The sequence below is a fragment of the Microbacterium sp. genome (assembly GCF_011620665.1).
In the GTDB taxonomy this organism is placed as follows: Bacteria; Actinomycetota; Actinomycetes; order Actinomycetales; family Microbacteriaceae; genus Microbacterium.
In genome coordinates this window covers 1-15,792 of the sequence record NZ_WOYQ01000039.1, presented here as the reverse complement: position 1 = coordinate 15,792, position 15,792 = coordinate 1, and the positions used below count along the sequence as shown (strand labels likewise).

Sequence of the window (15,792 nt, the reverse complement as noted above, 5' to 3'; positions counted from 1 at the left end):
GCGCAACCACAGCAGAAGGTGGGACAAGCTCTGCTGGAATGGGGACCAGCGCGGCGGGAGGAGCGGCAGCGGCGGAGTCAGCGGCAGGGGCGGGGCCGACGGTCACGGGACGCGGTGCAACCACGCGTCGGTGGCGAATTTCGCGTCGACGAGGGCCTCAGCCTCGGCATATTCGTCGGCCGTGATCTGGCCGCGTTCCGCTCCGTACAGCCCTGTGAAGGTGTCGGTGAAACGGGAGATGATCGCCTCGCGCGACAGCCCGGTCTGCGACCGCAACGGGTCGACACGCTTCGCGGCCGAGGTCGTGCCCTTGTCCGACAGCTTCTCGCGGCCGATCCGCAACACCTCGGTCATCACCTGGCCGTCCATGTCGTACGACAGGGTTGCGTGGTGGAGCACTCCGCCGTTGGCGAGCCGCTTCTGCGCCGCGCCGCCGATCTTGCCAGAGGGTGAAGCGATGTCATTGAGCGGCTGGTAGACGGCGGCGATTCCGAGCGAGCGCAGCGCCTGCAGCACCCACTCGTCGAGGAACGCGTATGAATCGGCGAAAGTCATGCCCGCCACGAGGGATGCCGGCACATACAGCGAGTAGGTCACGATCGAACCGGCGGCCATGAGCATGGCCCCGCCGCCGGATATGCGGCGGACGACGTCGAATCCGTGACGCGCCGCTCCCGCGGGGTCGACTTCATTGCGGAAGGACTGGAACGAACCGATCACCACGGCGGATTCGTCCCACTCCCAGATCCGCAGGGTGGGCTTACGGCGCCCATCTCCGACGCGGGTTGTCAGCACCTCATCCAACGCCAGGTTCATCCGGGGCGAAACCGCGCGCTCATGCAGGATCTCCCACTCGAAGTCGCTCCAGCCGGGCGCTGTGACGAGCGCACGGCGCACGGCTGTCCCGACGGATTCCGGCGTGAACCCGAGCAGCTGCGCCCCGTCCGGCAGCGCGCCGCGAACCGCGGCGGCGATCGCCACGGCATCCGTCTCGACGGGCAGCCCGTTCACGGCGGCATCGATGTCGACAAGCGCGTCGTCCGGCTCGAGGAAGAAGTCGCCCGCGAGGTGGAAGTCGGAGATCAGGCCGTTTCGCACCTCGAGATCGACGACGACGAGCTTGCCGCCCGGAACCTTGAATTCGCCATGCATGCGTCCAGCCTAGGCGCGCCGACGCGCCTCGGGCACGGCTCAGGCTGGAGCGGGGAACCGCGTGCCGAGCCACGCGAGGAGGTCGGCAAAGACTTCCTCGGCCATCGTCTCGTTGAAAATCTCGTGCCGAGCACCGGGGTAGACCAGCGTCGTCACATCTCGCAATCCCGAGCGGGTGCGGTACGCGTCTGCGAGTCGGTGGACGCTGCGCGGTCCGCCCACCGTGTCGTCCCGGCCGACCATGAGCAGGACCGGCAGGTCGACGCCGAGGTTCCTGCGCGGCTTGCCGAGCAGGCGAAGGACGTCGATCGGACCGAAGAGCTGAGGCAGGGGTGTCGAGGTGGTGAGCGGATCATCGAGGAACGCTCGCTGCACGTCAGGGTCCGACGAGAGCCACTCGGTGCCGAGGGCATCCGGCGCCTTCCAGGGCGCGTTGAGGTCGCCGGCATTGAGCGATCCGGGCCAGCGCAGCGACGAGCCGCTGAGGACGAGGGCGTCGTACGCTTCCGGATGATCGTTGACGAGGATCTGGGCGAGGAACGAGCCCCAGGAGTGCCCGAGGATGATCAGCGGCAGGCGGGGATTCTCGGCGCGAATGAGCTGCGTGAACTGCCAGACCGCCGCCACCGCGGCACGATGCCCGCCGGGACCCAGGAGCCCGAGCTTGTCGGAGTCGCCGCCGTGCTGCCTCATGCCGGTTCGGCCGTGCCCCCGATGGTCGTCGGCGTAGACGCTGTAGCCGTCGGCCGTGAGTCGCTCGATCAGGGCTCCGTATCGACCCGCGTGCTCCCCCACCCCGTGCAGAAGCTGGATGACCGCACGCGGCGCGGCCGCGCGATGGACGTCATAGACGATCGCGACGCCGTGCGCGTCGATGAACTCGGGCATGACCGCGAGTGTAGAGCACGCGGATGCTTAGCAAAACTAATGAGCTAGACTAAATACACTCATGACTCATCCCACAGAACCCGATCTCGCCGCCGAAGCATCCGAGCTGCGCATGGCGACCTTTCGCCTCGCCCGACGCCTCCGCGCAGAGCACGCCGTCGATTCGATGAGCGACGGCCAGTTCGCCGTCCTCGCCGCCCTCAAGGCGCACGGCGGCCATACGCTCGGCGAGCTCGCGGATCGCGAGCGCGTCACCGCTCCATCAATGAACCGCACCGTGAACTGCCTCGAAGAGTCGGGGTACCTCACGCGCACCCCCGACGACGTCGACCGCCGAAAAGTGAACATCGCGCTGACCGCCGACGGACTCGCCGTCGTCGACGAGACCGTGCGGCGGCGCGACTCATGGCTCCAGGCGGTGCTGGAGGGACTCACCCCGGCGCAGCGCGGCACCCTGCACGATGCCGCCGGTCTCATGCGCGAGCTGGCCGCGCTGTGACGGCGATGTTCCGCTCCTTCTCGATCTTCAACTACCGCGTCTGGTTCATCGGCGCGCTCGTCTCGAACATCGGAACCTGGATGCAGGCGACCGCGCTCAGCTGGGTCGTGCTCACCCAGCTGACCGACAATGACGCCGGCGCAATGGGCATCACAATGGCCCTGCAGTTCGCTCCGCCCCTGCTTCTCGTCGGCGTCACCGGGTGGGTCGCCGACCGGTTCGATCGGCGCCGGCTGCTCATGCTCACGCAGGCATCTCTCCTCACCCTCGGCGTGACGATCGGCATCCTGATCCTCACCGGTGTCATGACCCTGCCCCTGATGTTCATCTTCGCCGTCGGGCTGGGCCTGATCGCGGCCTTCGACAACCCGGCGCGGCAGGCGTTCGTCTCGGACCTCGTCGACCGGGAGAACGCGTCGAACGCCGTGGCGCTGAACGCCGCATCGTTCAATGGCGCGCGGATGATCGGTCCCGCCGTCGCCGGGATCGTCATCGTGGCCATCGGGACGGGCTGGGTGTTCCTGATCAACGCGGTCGCCTTCCTCGCGATGATCGTCATGCTGACGCTGATCCGCGCCGATGAGCTGGTGCCGCGCGTCAAGGCGACGGGTGCCTCCCGCCTGGCCGACGGATTCCGCTATGTCGCGGGGCGGCCCGACCTCGTGGTCACCTTCGCGATGGTCTTCCTGCTCGGCGCCTTCGGCATGAACTTCCCGATCCTCGCCTCGACGATGGCCCTCGAGTTCGGCCAGGGTGCCGACGGCTACGGCCTCCTGAGCTCGATCCTCGCGATCGGGTCGCTCGTCGGGGCGCTGCTCGCGGCACAGCGGGACCGGGCCCGCATGAGACTCGTGATCCTGGGAACAGGGCTCTTCGCCGTCGCCGGTGTCGTCTCCGCGTTCATGCCGAACTACTGGCTATATGCCATTTCGCTCATGTTCACCGGTTTCGCGGTCGTGACAACCCTGACCACCGCCAACGGCTACGTCCAGACGACGACCGATCCCGCGTTGCGCGGGCGGGTGATGGCGCTGTACATGGCGATCCTCATGGGCGGAACCCCGATCGGAGCGCCGATCGTGGGCTGGGTCGCGGGCGAGTTCGGCCCGCGCGCAGCCATCATGCTGGGCGCTCTGGCGGCAGCGGTCGCGTTCACCATCGGCTTCGTCTGGCTGGTGGTCTCGGGTCGGCTGCATCGGCACGAGACCCGGCGCTTCGGCCTGTCTCTCGGCGAGACCCGGCCGATCGAGGTCGTCGCACCCGAGGAGTTCAGCGACGAAGTGGCGGGAACGACCCCGATTCGCCTCCCCGACACCGCGCGCAGCTGACTCCGGCATCCCCCTTCAGCCGGCGACGTCAGCGACCGCCGGGGTCGCCGACGCTCGTCGATGCGTCGGCCAGGACCGCGAGCCTCCGGCCCGGATCGAGCCTGCAGAGCACGCCGAACGCCAGGCGCGAAAGCGCCTCGGGACCGCCCTCATCGGCGACGCCGTCGAGCACGAGTTCGCGAACGGCGCGGACGAAGAGCGGCCGCGCCCGCAGGTAGACCTCGACACCGGGCTCGGTCAGCACGGCGTTGGTCGCACGGCCATCGGCTTCGCAGGCCGCGCGGAGGACATAGCCTTTACGCTCGAGGGCATTCACCACGCGGGACAAGCGGGGAAGCGTCGCATTCGTGCGCGCGGCGAGCGCCGACAGCCGCAGACGACGCAGGTCGGCTTCGCTCAGCGCCTCGAGCAGCGTGTATTCGAACAGGGTCAGTCCGACAGGCGCGAGCTCTTTGTCGAGCGCCGTCGGAAGCAGCTCCAGCAGGGCGTGCACGCGAGCGACCGCGATACGTTCCGGATCGGTGAGCTCGCTCATAGCGCCGATTCTAGTCTTAAAGTTGCACCTACAACCAAAACGTGTAGGCTGTTTGTTGTAGCTACAACTCATCCACCCACCTCGGAGCAGCCATGACTTCCGTCCACGACGCCGACCGCGTCATCAGTCCCGACACGCAGATGGATGCCGTCACCCTCCGCGTCGGGGATCTTGACCTGATGAGCGGCTACTACGGCGACGCGTTCGCGCTGAACCCCATTCAGGAGCGGGCTCGCGGCCGCGAGGTGCACCGCGTGCTGGGGCGCGGCGACGCGCCCATGATGCGCCTGATCCACACCCCGGATCTTCCCGCGTTCGACCCGCGCGAAGCCGGGCTCTTCCACACGGCGTTCCTGTTCGACAGCCAGCCGAGCCTCGCGGCAACCGTGTACCGCGCCGCTCGCGACGCGCGCACCCGCTTCACGGGCTCGAGCGACCACCTGGTCAGCGAGGCGTTCTACTTCACCGACCCCGAGGGCAACGGGATCGAGCTCTATGCCGATCGAGCTCGCGACACGTGGCAGCACATCAACGGCGAGATCAGCATGGACACTCTCTACCTCGACCCGAACGAGTACCTGCGCACCCACCTCACTCAGGACGCACTGGATGCCGGACCCGAGCTCGCCGGGCGCGTCGGTCACGTGCATCTGCAGGTCGGCGACATCGCGACCGCTCGCGCCTTCTACGTCGACGCGCTGGGTTTCGAGACGACCATCACGTCGATCCCGACGGCCCTGTTCGCCTCGGCCGGCGGCTATCACCACCACCTCGGCATGAACGTGTGGAACAGCCGGGGCGCGGGCCCCCGGGCGGCGCGCCTGGGCCTCGGCGAAGTGGCCGTCACCGTGCCGGCACGCGCCGACCTCGATGCCGCCGCCGCGCGGCTGCGCGGGCGGAGCCTGACATTCGCCGACAACGGCACCTCGCTCGTCGCCCACGATCCCTGGGGCACAGAGGTGACGCTCTCCCTGCCGGGCACGACGACAGAGGAACTCCTCGCGCGTTGACCCGCACCGCGTTGACCCGCACCGCGTCCGCCGCGCCGGCATCCACCGCCCCCCGCGGCGCGGCGCTCAATCCGGAATCAGGCCTCGCGCGTCACCGTCACGGCGACGTTCAGGTGGCTCTTGAACGGGCCCGCGTACACACCGCGCAGCGGCGGCACGTCGTTGTAGTCCCGTCCGCGCCCCACCAGCACATGCCGGTCACCGATCTCGGCATTGTTCGTCGGATCGAAGCCCTGCCAGTCGCCGGCGAACCATTCGACCCATGCATGCGACTCACCCTCGTGTGCGACGCCGACTTCGGCGTTCGCGTGGGGATGCAGGTATCCCGACGCGTAGCGCGCGGGAATGCCCACTTCGCGCAACGCCCCCAGCGTGATGTGCGCGATGTCCTGGCAGACGCCCTTGCGCTCGACCCACGCTTCGGCCGCCGTCGAGTGGACTCCGGTGATCCCGTGCATATACTCCACGGCGTCGCCCATGGCCTCGGCGATCGCGTGCGCCGCCCGACCGGGATGGTCATGATGCGCGGCGATCGACCGAGCGATCTCGGCCACCTCGGGGTGGGCGTCCGTGCGCGGCGATCGGCCCAGCATCTCCACCGTGGAGATCGAGCGCTGCGCCTCACGCCCCAAGGCATCCCACGTGATCTCGGGGAACTCCAGCGGCCGCGGCCGCACCTCGACGAGCGATCGCGCCGTGATGCTGAGCGCCGAATGCGCCGCGAGCACGTCGAACGACGCGACGCGCGTGCCGAAGTAGTCGACGTACTGGTTCACGCTGGTCGAGGGCTCGATGTCGAGCTGCGAACTCAGCACGAACTGGCTGTTGGTGGAGCTCGGAAGCATCCGGGCCTCGTTGTACGAAGCGCCGACCTCACCCTGGTAGGTGAACCCGGTCGCGTGTTCGATCCGCAAGCGCATCATGACGACTCTCCGATCCAGCTCGGTTCGGCGCGCGTCGGGAAGAACCGGTCGCGAATGGCCTCGGACGCCTCTCGCGTGACTTTCTGCACCCGCTCCATGTACTCCGGCAGTTCCGACAGGATCTCGCCGATGGGGCGGTACTCCAGGTCATTGCGGATGCGGCCGAGCGCGCGTAGCACCGTGTTGGAGTGGCCGACACGGTCGGCGACCGGGTCGATCGCGCTCATGCAATCCTCGGCCCGCTGGATCGAGTGGATGATCGAACGGGGGAACAGTCGGTCCAGCAGCAGGAACTCGGCCGCGTTGCTGGCGCTCGGCATCCCCTGGTAGGTGCGCAGGTAGGCCTCGTAGGCGCCGCACGATCGGAGGATGGTCGTCCACGACGGTCCGGATGCCTCGGTCAGCGACCGAGTGGCCAAGAGCCGGGCCGTCATGTCGGTGCGCTCGATCGAACGCCCGAGCGTCAGGAACTGCCAGGCCTCATCGCGGCTCGTGGACGATTCGGTGATGCCGACTGCGAGGGCCGCGCGCTCGCGCACCCACTGGAAGAACTCGTGGGTCTTCTCGTTGTTGATGCGGCGGGGCATGCGCGAGTGGGTTGTGTTGAGTGTCTCCCACAGCTCGGTCGAGACGATCTCGCGAGCGCGACGGGCGTTCTCGCGGGCGGCGTGGAGCGCGTAGGCGATGCTCGACGGGTTCGCGCGATCCACGGCGAGCCGGTTGAGCACGTCGACGCGGCTGACCGGGCCACTGTCCTCGTCGGGAAAGGTCCCCATGACGCCCATGAGCGACCGGCAGGCGATGTCCTCGTCGACCCAGGGGTCCTCGAGCAGAAGCTGCAGGTGCACGTCCAGGATCCGTGCGGTCCCATCACTGCGCTCGATGTACCGGCCGATCCAGAACAGCGACTCGGCGATGCGGCTCAGCATCCCCCCTCCCCCTCCCCGCCCTGCCCGGCCTGCCCGGCCTGCCCGGCCTGCCCGCGAGACACCGCCTGTGCCCCGAGACACGCGTTGCGGACCGGGGTCTCGGCGCGCAGAACGTGTCTCGCGGGCGGGGCGGCGGGGACTGCGGCGGATTGCTGCTGCTGCTCCTGCTGTTGATGGATGCCGGGCGGGGCGTCGTGCGGCGAGTGGTCCAGGGCCGCCTGCGGATCGTAGATGACCGAGATCGCCTCCGTGACCGCCGCCTGATCGGCCACGAGTCCGGCGATGCCCGACCCCTGGCCGTACTCGACATGGCTGGGGGCCGCGCCACCGACGATCCAGGTGTCTTTCGACCCGCCCCCCTGTGATGAGTTGACGACGAGCTGACCCTCCGGCAGCGCGACGCGTGTGAGTCCACCGGGGAGCACCCAGACCTCGTCGCCGTTGTTGACGGCGAAGGGGCGGAGGTCGGCGTGGCGCGGCCGCATCCCGTCTTCGACGAGGGTCGGGATGGTCGAGAGCATCACGACGGGTTGCGCGATCCATCCGCGCGGGTCCTTCCGCAGCTTCTTGCGGAGCTTCTCCAGCTCGGCGGGCGACGCATCCGGACCCACGACCAGACCCTTGCCGCCGGAACCGTCGACGGGCTTGACCACAAGCTCGGCGAGCCGATCGAGCACTTCTTCCAGCGCGCCCGGATCCTCGAGGCGCCACGTGTCGACGTTCTTCAGGATCGGCTCTTCCGCCAGGTAATAGCGGATGAGATCGGGCACATAGGTATAGAGGAGCTTGTCGTCGGCGACGCCGTTGCCGACCGCGTTGGCGATCGTCACGTTGCCGAGGCGCGCGGCCAGCAGAAGACCGGGGGCGCCGAGCATCGAGTCGGCGCGGAACTGCAGCGGGTCGAGGAAGTCATCGTCGACCCGACGGTAGATCACATCGACACGCTTGAGCCCGCGGGTCGTGCGCATGAAGACCTTGCCGCCCATGCACTGCAGATCGCGGCCCTCGACGAGCTCGACGCCCATGAGGCGCGCGAGCAGCGTGTGCTCGAAATAGGCCGAGTTGTAGACTCCGGGCGTGAGCACGACCACATTGGGGTCATTCACCCCTGGGGGAGCCGACGCACGCAGTGCCTGCAGCAGCTTGTTGGGGTAGTCGCCGACCGGACGCACATGCATCGAGACGAACAGCTCGGGGAGCGTCTGCGCCATCACGCGGCGGTTGGAGATGACGTAGCTCACGCCGGAGGGCACACGCACGTTGTCCTCCAGCACGCGCATTTCGCCGTGCTCGTCGCGGATCAGGTCGATGCCCGCGACCTGAATCCGCACGCCGTTGGCTGAGTGGATGCCGGCGGCCTGCCGGTAGAAGTACTGCGAGCTGGCGATGAGAGCGGCAGGCAGCACGCCGTCGCGGACACAGTGCTGACGGCCGTAGGCGTCATCGAGAAACGCTTCGAGAGCCCGGACGCGCTGTTGGACGCCCTTTTCGACGTGGGACCACTCGTCGTACTCGATCACGCGCGGAACGGCATCGAGCGGGAAGGGACGCTCCTCGCCGGCGAAATCGAACGTCACGCCCTGCGCGAGGTAGGAGCTCGCGAGCGACTCGGTCCGACCGCGCAGCTCATCCTGCGTCATCTTCGCCAACGCCTGGTAGAGCTCACGATAGGCCGCGCGCGACGGGGCGTTCGCCCCGGTGTTCGCAGGCGGGGCGAACATCTCGTCGAACGCGGGGACTCCGGACGCAGTCGTGCGCGGCGCGAGCGTGGAGCCGTATCCGTCGAACAGGTCACCCATGGCATGAGCCTAGTCGGGCGTGTGTTTCGGCAGTGTGTCCGGATGCCGTCGCGTCACACGCGGCGACTGCGCCCCCTGTTGCCGAGTGCGCTGGACACGGCGCGGGTGCCCCGGGCGCGCTCGGCGCGAACCAGCGCGCTCGGCGCGCGGGCGGGCGCGAGGCCGCAGCGCGCGAGCGCAGCGCGCGCGGGGGGCGGGGGGCGGGTCAGGGGGCGAGCACCAGCCGCAGCTGCGCGACCGCCCAGTCGAGCTCGGTCGCGCGGACCACGATCGGCGGGGCGATCCGGATGGTCTGGCCGTGGGTGTCCTTGACGAGCACGCCGCGCGCAAGCAGCTTCTCGGCGACCTCGCGCCCGGTGCCGACGGCGGGGTCGATGTCGACGCCGGCCCACAGGCCCGCCGCGCGAACGGCGACCGCTCCATGCCCCAGGAGCTCCGTGAGCTTCGCGGCGAGGTGCTCGCCGAGCGCGGCGGCGCGGGTCTGGAACTCGCCGGAGGCGAGCATCTCGACCACTTGGCGCCCGACGGCCGCCGCGAGCGGGTTCCCCCCGAACGTGGATCCGTGTTCCCCGGGTCCGATCACGCCGAGCACGTCCCGGTTCGCGACGACGGCCGACAGCGGCACGATGCCACCGCCCAGCGCCTTGCCGAGCAGGTACACGTCGGGGACGACGCCTTCCCGGTCGCACGCGAACGTCGTCCCGACGCGGCCGAGACCGGACTGGATCTCATCGGCGATCATCAAGACGCCGCGACGGTCGCAGACCTCGCGCAAGGCGCGGAGGTATCCCTCCGGCGGGATCACGACGCCGGCCTCGCCCTGAATGGGCTCGACCAGCACGGCGGCCGTGTGCGCATCGACGGCCGCCTCGACCGCCGCCGCATCACCGAAGGGCACGGACACGAATCCGGGGGTGAACGGGCCGAAGCCCCCACGCGCCTCCGGGTCGTCGCTGAAGCTGACGATCGTCGTCGTCCGGCCGTGGAAGTTGCCGTCCGCCACGATGATGGTCGCGGCATCCGCCGGCACGCCCTTGACGCGATACGCCCACGCACGCGCCACCTTGATGCCGGTCTCGACGGCTTCGGCACCCGTGTTCATCGGGAGGACGAGATCCTTCCCGCACAGTTCCGCGAGTGCTTCGGCGAACGGCCCGAGCATGTCGTTGTGGAACGCGCGGCTGGTGAGAGTGATGCGCCCCAGCTGCTCGGTCGCAGCAGCGACGAGGGCCGGATGCCGGTGCCCGAAATTGAGGGCCGAATATGCCGAGAGGAGATCGAGGTAGCGCTTTCCCTCCACGTCGGTCACCCAGGCGCCCTCGCCGCGGGCGATGACCACGGGCAGCGGGTGGTAGTTGTGGGCGACGTGCGCGTCTTCCGATGCGATGATCTCACCGACCCCGTCCGGGTCGGGCACCGTCATCGCCGGCCTCGCAGTTCGAGCGTGCAGCACTTGATTCCGCCGCCGCCGAGCAGCAGTTCGGAAAGGTCGACGAGCACCGGGTTATAGCCGCGCTCGCGCAGCTGAGACTCGAACCCGGTCGCGCGCGGCGAGATGAAGACGTTGAAGCCGTCGCTGGCCGAGTTCAGGCCGAAGACGGCGCCGTCCTCGTCCGAGACCGTGATGGCATCGGGGAAGCGCTCCTCCAGGATGCGGCGGGACTCTTCGTCGAATGCGGCCGGCAGGTAGGCGATGTTCGCGCGCGCGACGCCCCCGGGACCTTCCACCGGATCGAGCACCGAGACAGCGGTGTCGAGGTGGTAGAAGCGAGGATCTATCAGCCGCAGCGAGACGACCTCGCGGCCGAAGACCTCGGCGACCTCACGGTGGCTGTCGCCGACCGAGCGGAATCCGGTTCCGGCGAGGATCGTGCCTCCGACCAGCAGGAAGTCGCCCTCGCCCTCCTGCACCTCGACCGGCTCGATGACCTCGAACCCGTGCGCCGCGAACCAGTCCATGAACGGCCGCTCTTCGCCACGGCGCTCCGCGACGCGGAAGCGCACACCGAGCGCACGCCCGTCGATCGTGAACCCTCCGTTCGCGGTGTACACCATGTCGGGCAGGCCCGGAACGGCGTCGATCAGCTCGACCTCGTGACCGAGTGCGATGTAGGTGTCGTACAGCGTCTGCCACTGCGCGACGGCCTTGGCGGTGTCGGTGGGCTTCGCCGGCTCCATCCACGGGTTGATCCGGTAGCTGACGGTGAAGTGCTCGGGCCGGCACATGAGATAGCGACGCGGTTGCTGAATGCGGCCGGCCCCCTGGTTCGGTCCCTGAGCACCCTGGTTCGGTCCCTGAGCTTGTCGAAGGGTGGACATTACTCGCTCCTCATGTCGAAGGGCGGCGGACGCTGTCCAGAGGCCCGTCGGCGCTTCGACTCACCGGGCATCACCGGAAAGGAAGGGGCGGCGCGGGCACGCCGGTGTCCATTGTGACAGATCCGTTCAGATGACGTCTGCGAAGGTCGGGTCGGGGTTGCCGAAGCGATGCGCCGTGATCGCCAGTGCCTGCTCGCGCAGGAACGGCAGCAGCTCGAGGCGTCCGGCGGTCGTCACCGGATTGTCGTAGACGGCGATGTCCGGGTCGCCGGCGGTGGCCTCGGCGAGCGCACGGCGCATGTCGTTGACGGATGCCGGGGTCCCGACGAGCCGCACGCGGGGCGGCCGCGCAGCGACGTCCGGCTGCCATCGGGCGATCCACTCCCCCTCGGTCTCGACAGACACCGGCAGATCCATTTCGCTCAGCGCGCGGCGCACACCGGCGGGCAGGCCGGCCGGCGTGCTGAGGCTCAGAGCCGAACCGGCGCGAACACCGGCGACGACCACGCGGAGCACCTCGTGCCAGGCGGCATCGCCGGCGGCGCGGATCCCGGCATCGACCGGTCGATAGCGGAAGAGGTTGCGCTCGACCTCCAGTTGCGACACGTCGCGCACCTGGCCGAACTCACGATCCCACGCGAGCGCGTCCGAGAGAGCACCGCGGCGCAGCCATTCGAACGCCTCGTAGTCCAGACTCGACTGGGCCGATTCGATCAGTGCCGCGATGCGCGTGTCGAGCCCGCGCAGGTGCAGCGTCGAGGAGTGCGCCGCCCCGACGGACGGACGCCACGATCCGAGCCCGACGAGGTAGTTGGGTCCACCGGCTTTCGCGCCGGCGCCCACGGCGGAGCGCTTCCACCCGCCGAACGGCTGACGCTGGACGATCGCCCCGGTGATCCCGCGGTTGACGTAGAGATTTCCGGCCTGGACCTCGTCGATCCACTGAGCGAGGTCGTCGGGGCTCTGCGTGTGGAGCCCCGCAGTCAGCCCGAACGCGACCGCGTTCTGCACCTCGATCGCGTGCGTGAGCGAGGTGGCGTGCATGATCGCGAGCACCGGGCCGAAGAACTCCTCGAGGTGCATGCGTGAGCCCGGCTGCACGCCGATTCGAATTCCCGGCCGCCACAGCCGCCCCACGTGTGACGTGTCCCCGTCATCGACGAGGCGGGGCTCGACGAGCCACCGCTCGCCGTCCTCCAGGGTCGACAGCGCCCACGCGAGCTTGCCCTGCGGCGCTTCGACGAGCGGACCGACCTCGCTCAGCGGTTCGGTGGGCGCGCCGACGCGAAGCGAGTCCACGGCATCCACCAACTGCCGCGCGAAGCGCTGCGATCGCCCGACCGGCCCCACGAGGATCGCGATCGAGGCGGCCGAGCACTTCTGTCCCGCGTGGCCGAAGGCGCTCTTCACGAGGTCGGCGACCGCGAGATCGAGGTCGGCGGAAGGCATGACGATCATCGCGTTCTTGCCGCTGGTCTCGGCCAGCAGCGGCAGCTCGGGTCGCCACGAACGGAACAGCGCCGCCGTCTCCCACGAGCCCGTGAGGATCACGCGGTCCACATCGGGGTGCGAAAGAAGCTGCCGACCCAGGTCGCCTTCGTCGATGTCGACGAGGGCGAGCACGTCGCGCGAAACGCCGGCCTCGTCCATCGCCTCCCACAGGGCTTCGGCGACGACGGCGGCGCAGCGGCGCGCCTGGGGAGCCGGCTTGAACACGACACCGGATCCCGCCGCGAGCGCCGCCAGCACGCCGCCCGCGGGGATCGCGATCGGGAAGTTCCAGGGCGGTGCGATGACGGTGAGCCTCGCGGGAACGAACACCGCGCCGCTCACGCTGTCGAGCTCGCGCGCCGTCGCGGCGTAGTACGAGGCGAAGTCCACCGCCTCACTGACCTCGACGTCGGCCTCGGCGAACACCTTCCCGGTTTCGGATGCCGCGACCTCGATCAGGGTGCTGCGCCCCCGCTCCAGGGCGCGCGCGGCTCCCTGGAGGACGAGCGCACGCTCGGCTGCGGGAGTGGCACCCCACGCCGCGGCCGCCGCACGCACGCGCTGGATCGACTCCTCGAGGGCCTCGGGATCCTCGAGCCGGGCCGCCACGATCGTCGCGTCACCGGCGACGGATGAGCCTGCGCGTCCGAGGATCTGCCGCGCCCAGACCCGGTTGGCGGGCAGCGCGGGGTCGGTGTCGGGCGCGTTGCGGAAGCCGGGCGCGCCCGCCGCGGGCTGGGCCGACTCACGCGGCGCGAACACCGCGGTCTCGACGAATTCCTGGCCCGACCGGTCGATGCCCAGCACCGCCTGCGTCAGGCCCTCGGGCCCCGGCTCGTCCGCCCGAAGAGGGCGCGCGGCGGGTGCTGGGCCGTTCGGGAGCGACGCGCGATCCTGCCTGCGATTCGGGCCGACCGGCAAGGCGCGATCGGCGGCGCGTGTCACCGACGCGATGAACCTGTCGCGCTCGCGCGCGAACAGGCGCGGGTCGTCCTCGAGATCGAACGCGGCAGAGAGGAAGTTGTCGCTCGACGCGTTCTCTTCGAGCCGGCGCACGAGATAGCTGATCGCGACGTCGAACTCGTCGGGCCGGACCACCGGCACATACAGCAGGACATGGCCGACCTCGGCCGTGACGGCTGCGACCTGGCCCTGGGCCATGCCGAGCAGCATCTCGAACTCGACCGCCTCGGCGACGCCTCGCTCGCCGGCGAGCAGCCAGGCATAGGCGATGTCGAACAGATTGTGCCCCGCCACGCCGATGCGCACGGCATCCGTGTGCTCGGGGCGGAGGGCCTCGTCGAGACAGCGCAGATAGCTCGCATCGGAGTCGAGCTTGGACGCGTGGGTGGCCAGCTCCCAGCCATGCATCACGGCATCCACCCGCTCCATTGCGAGGTTCGCGCCCTTGACGAGTCGCACCTTGATGCGCGCCCCTCCGTCCGCGACGCGCCGCCGCGCCCACGCGGTCAGCTGCTGGAGCGCCGGAAGCGCATCGGGCAGGTAGGCCTGCAGCACGATGCCTGCTTCGAGGCCGCGGAGCCGCGGGTCTTCGAGGATGCGGGTGAACACCGCGATCGTGAGATCGAGGTCGCGATACTCCTCCATGTCGAGGTTGATGAAGGTGGTCTCCGAGCCCGCGGCGGCGGCCGTGAGGTAGAGCGGCAGCAGCCGCTCCGCGACAGCGTCGACCACCTCATCGAAAGCCCACATCGAGATGCGGCTCGCGATCGCCGAGACCTTCACCGACACATAGTCCACGTCGTCCCGGCGGATGAGGTCATGGATGCCGGCCAGTCGGCGCTTCGCCTCGGCTTCACCGAGAACCGCTTCACCGAGCAGGTTGAGGTTCAACCGAGCGCCCGAGCCGCGGAGCTTCTCGATCGCAGGACCGAGCTTGTGCGGGCGCACGTCCACCACCAGGTGTCCGACCATCTCGCGCAGCACCCGCCGCGCGATCGGCACGACCGGGTTCGGGAGCACGGGCGCGACGGCCCCGCCGAGGCGGACGGCACCGCGCAGATACCACGGCAGGAACTCCGGCACGAGCGGGGCGATCCGCTGCAGGTTTGCGGCCGCGGCGGCGTGCGACTCCGGTCGCATGACCCCGTCGACGAACCCGATCGTGAAAGGGAGGCCCTGCGGGTCCTTGAGCACGCCGGCCAGGCGCTGCGCAGCCGGGTCGGCGTCGACCTGGGCCGCCTCGTGGACCCACCGCTCGGCCAGTGCGATCGACTGCTCGACCAGTGGCGACGGGTTCTGCCCGGACATGCCGACCTCCTCCCGCGCCGCCGCCGCTCAGACCAGGCGACCCCTCGGAGACACGGTGTAGGTGTGCTGGGGATCGGTGACGGCGACCGGTGCCAGCGCCGCGTCGATCGCCGCGAGCACTTCGGCATCCAGCACGACGCCCGAGGCCTTGACCGAGTCTTCGAGCTGCTCCGGACGCGAAGCTCCGACGAGCGCGGCGGCGACGTTCGGATTCTGCAGCACCCAGGCGATCGCGAGCTGAGGCATCGTGAGGCCGGCCTGCTCGGCGACGGGCTTCAGGTTCTGGACGGCGGTGAGGATCTCCTCCGTCATGAACGACGACATGAACCTCGCGCCGCTCTTGCTGTCGGTCGCTCGTGAGCCCTCCGGCGCCGACTGGCCCGGGAGATACTTGCCGCTGAGCACGCCCTGCGCCATCGGCGACCAGACGATCTGTGAAATTCCGAGCTCCTCAGAGGTCGGCACGACCTTGCCCTCGATGACCCGCCAGAGCGCGGAGTACTGCGGCTGGTTCGACACGAGCTGGAACTTCAGCTCCTTCGCGAGGGCCGCACCTTCCCGCAACTGCTCGGCGGTCCACTCGCTCACGCCGATGTAGAGCGCCTTGCCCTGGCGGACGATGTCGGCGAAGGCCTGCATCGTCTCTTC

The 15,792-nt window shown here is 69.4% G+C and carries 13 protein-coding genes; 3 read left to right on the top strand and 10 right to left on the bottom strand.

What is annotated here, in order from left to right:
• Window positions 1-102: 102 nt before the first annotated feature.
• Window positions 103-1,152 (bottom strand): lipoate--protein ligase family protein, encoded by a 1,050-nt coding sequence (locus QZV81_RS05440; protein WP_292833936.1) that lies wholly within the window; start codon window positions 1,150-1,152, stop codon window positions 103-105.
• Window positions 1,153-1,191: 39 nt separating this feature from the next.
• A complete protein-coding gene (locus QZV81_RS05435) occupies window positions 1,192-2,040 on the bottom strand; it encodes an alpha/beta fold hydrolase (RefSeq protein WP_292833933.1) in 849 nt (282 codons plus the stop codon).
• A 61-nt stretch (window positions 2,041-2,101) separates the two neighbouring features.
• Between QZV81_RS05435 and QZV81_RS05430 the strand changes: the two genes are divergently transcribed.
• The gene (locus QZV81_RS05430; RefSeq protein ID WP_292833930.1) at window positions 2,102-2,539 is read left to right on the top strand and encodes a MarR family transcriptional regulator; all 438 of its coding nucleotides are present in this window, start codon (window positions 2,102-2,104) and stop codon (window positions 2,537-2,539) included.
• A gap of 5 nt (window positions 2,540-2,544) precedes the next feature.
• Window positions 2,545-3,867: an MFS transporter gene (locus tag QZV81_RS05425; protein ID WP_292833942.1), complete on the top strand. Its 1,323-nt coding sequence runs from the start codon at window positions 2,545-2,547 to the stop codon at window positions 3,865-3,867.
• Window positions 3,868-3,895: 28 nt separating this feature from the next.
• On the opposite strand, the gene QZV81_RS05420 is transcribed toward QZV81_RS05425, so the two are convergent.
• Window positions 3,896-4,402, bottom strand: coding sequence for a MarR family transcriptional regulator (locus QZV81_RS05420; RefSeq protein WP_292833927.1), 507 nt, complete (start codon window positions 4,400-4,402; stop codon window positions 3,896-3,898).
• A 92-nt stretch (window positions 4,403-4,494) separates the two neighbouring features.
• On the opposite strand from QZV81_RS05420, the gene QZV81_RS05415 reads away from it, so the two are divergent.
• A complete protein-coding gene (locus tag QZV81_RS05415; RefSeq protein ID WP_292833924.1) occupies window positions 4,495-5,412 on the top strand; it encodes a VOC family protein in 918 nt (305 codons plus the stop codon).
• 77 nt (window positions 5,413-5,489) lie between these two features.
• Here QZV81_RS05415 and QZV81_RS05410 read toward each other — a convergent pair whose 3' ends face one another.
• The 7 genes from QZV81_RS05410 to QZV81_RS05380 form a co-directional block, all read right to left on the bottom strand.
• The gene (locus QZV81_RS05410; protein WP_292833921.1) at window positions 5,490-6,335 is read right to left on the bottom strand and encodes a transglutaminase family protein; all 846 of its coding nucleotides are present in this window, start codon (window positions 6,333-6,335) and stop codon (window positions 5,490-5,492) included.
• Window positions 6,332-7,264 (bottom strand): alpha-E domain-containing protein, encoded by a 933-nt coding sequence (locus QZV81_RS05405; protein WP_292833918.1) that lies wholly within the window; start codon window positions 7,262-7,264, stop codon window positions 6,332-6,334. Before QZV81_RS05405 ends, QZV81_RS05410 begins: the two co-directional genes overlap by 4 nt.
• Window positions 7,258-9,063, bottom strand: a complete 1,806-nt coding sequence (locus QZV81_RS05400) for a circularly permuted type 2 ATP-grasp protein (protein ID WP_292833915.1) — start codon at window positions 9,061-9,063, stop codon at window positions 7,258-7,260. Before QZV81_RS05400 ends, QZV81_RS05405 begins: the two co-directional genes overlap by 7 nt.
• A gap of 205 nt (window positions 9,064-9,268) precedes the next feature.
• Window positions 9,269-10,486: an ornithine--oxo-acid transaminase gene (rocD, locus tag QZV81_RS05395; RefSeq protein ID WP_292833913.1), complete on the bottom strand. Its 1,218-nt coding sequence runs from the start codon at window positions 10,484-10,486 to the stop codon at window positions 9,269-9,271.
• Window positions 10,483-11,382: a dimethylargininase gene (ddaH, locus tag QZV81_RS05390; RefSeq protein WP_363331599.1), complete on the bottom strand. Its 900-nt coding sequence runs from the start codon at window positions 11,380-11,382 to the stop codon at window positions 10,483-10,485. Before ddaH ends, rocD begins: the two co-directional genes overlap by 4 nt.
• Window positions 11,383-11,508: 126 nt before the next feature.
• A complete protein-coding gene (locus QZV81_RS05385; protein WP_292833910.1) occupies window positions 11,509-15,144 on the bottom strand; it encodes a bifunctional proline dehydrogenase/L-glutamate gamma-semialdehyde dehydrogenase in 3,636 nt (1,211 codons plus the stop codon).
• A 27-nt stretch (window positions 15,145-15,171) separates the two neighbouring features.
• The coding region (locus QZV81_RS05380) for an aldo/keto reductase (protein ID WP_292833906.1) at window positions 15,172-15,792 on the bottom strand (621 nt) is incomplete at its 5' end.

Coding starts and splice junctions, on each gene's coding strand:
- QZV81_RS05420 (WP_292833927.1), bottom strand. CDS start 4,402: ATGAGCGAGCTCACCGATCCGGAACGTATCGCGGTCGCTCGCGTGCAC.
- ddaH (WP_363331599.1), bottom strand. CDS start 11,382: ATGTCCACCCTTCGACAAGCTCAGGGACCGAACCAGGGTGCTCAGGGA.
- QZV81_RS05430 (WP_292833930.1), top strand. CDS start 2,102: ATGACTCATCCCACAGAACCCGATCTCGCCGCCGAAGCATCCGAGCTG.
- rocD (WP_292833913.1), bottom strand. CDS start 10,486: ATGACGGTGCCCGACCCGGACGGGGTCGGTGAGATCATCGCATCGGAA.
- QZV81_RS05425 (WP_292833942.1), top strand. CDS start 2,545: ATGTTCCGCTCCTTCTCGATCTTCAACTACCGCGTCTGGTTCATCGGC.
- QZV81_RS05385 (WP_292833910.1), bottom strand. CDS start 15,144: ATGTCCGGGCAGAACCCGTCGCCACTGGTCGAGCAGTCGATCGCACTG.
- QZV81_RS05400 (WP_292833915.1), bottom strand. CDS start 9,063: ATGGGTGACCTGTTCGACGGATACGGCTCCACGCTCGCGCCGCGCACG.
- QZV81_RS05435 (WP_292833933.1), bottom strand. CDS start 2,040: ATGCCCGAGTTCATCGACGCGCACGGCGTCGCGATCGTCTATGACGTC.
- QZV81_RS05405 (WP_292833918.1), bottom strand. CDS start 7,264: ATGCTGAGCCGCATCGCCGAGTCGCTGTTCTGGATCGGCCGGTACATC.
- QZV81_RS05410 (WP_292833921.1), bottom strand. CDS start 6,335: ATGATGCGCTTGCGGATCGAACACGCGACCGGGTTCACCTACCAGGGT.
- QZV81_RS05440 (WP_292833936.1), bottom strand. CDS start 1,152: ATGCATGGCGAATTCAAGGTTCCGGGCGGCAAGCTCGTCGTCGTCGAT.
- QZV81_RS05415 (WP_292833924.1), top strand. CDS start 4,495: ATGACTTCCGTCCACGACGCCGACCGCGTCATCAGTCCCGACACGCAG.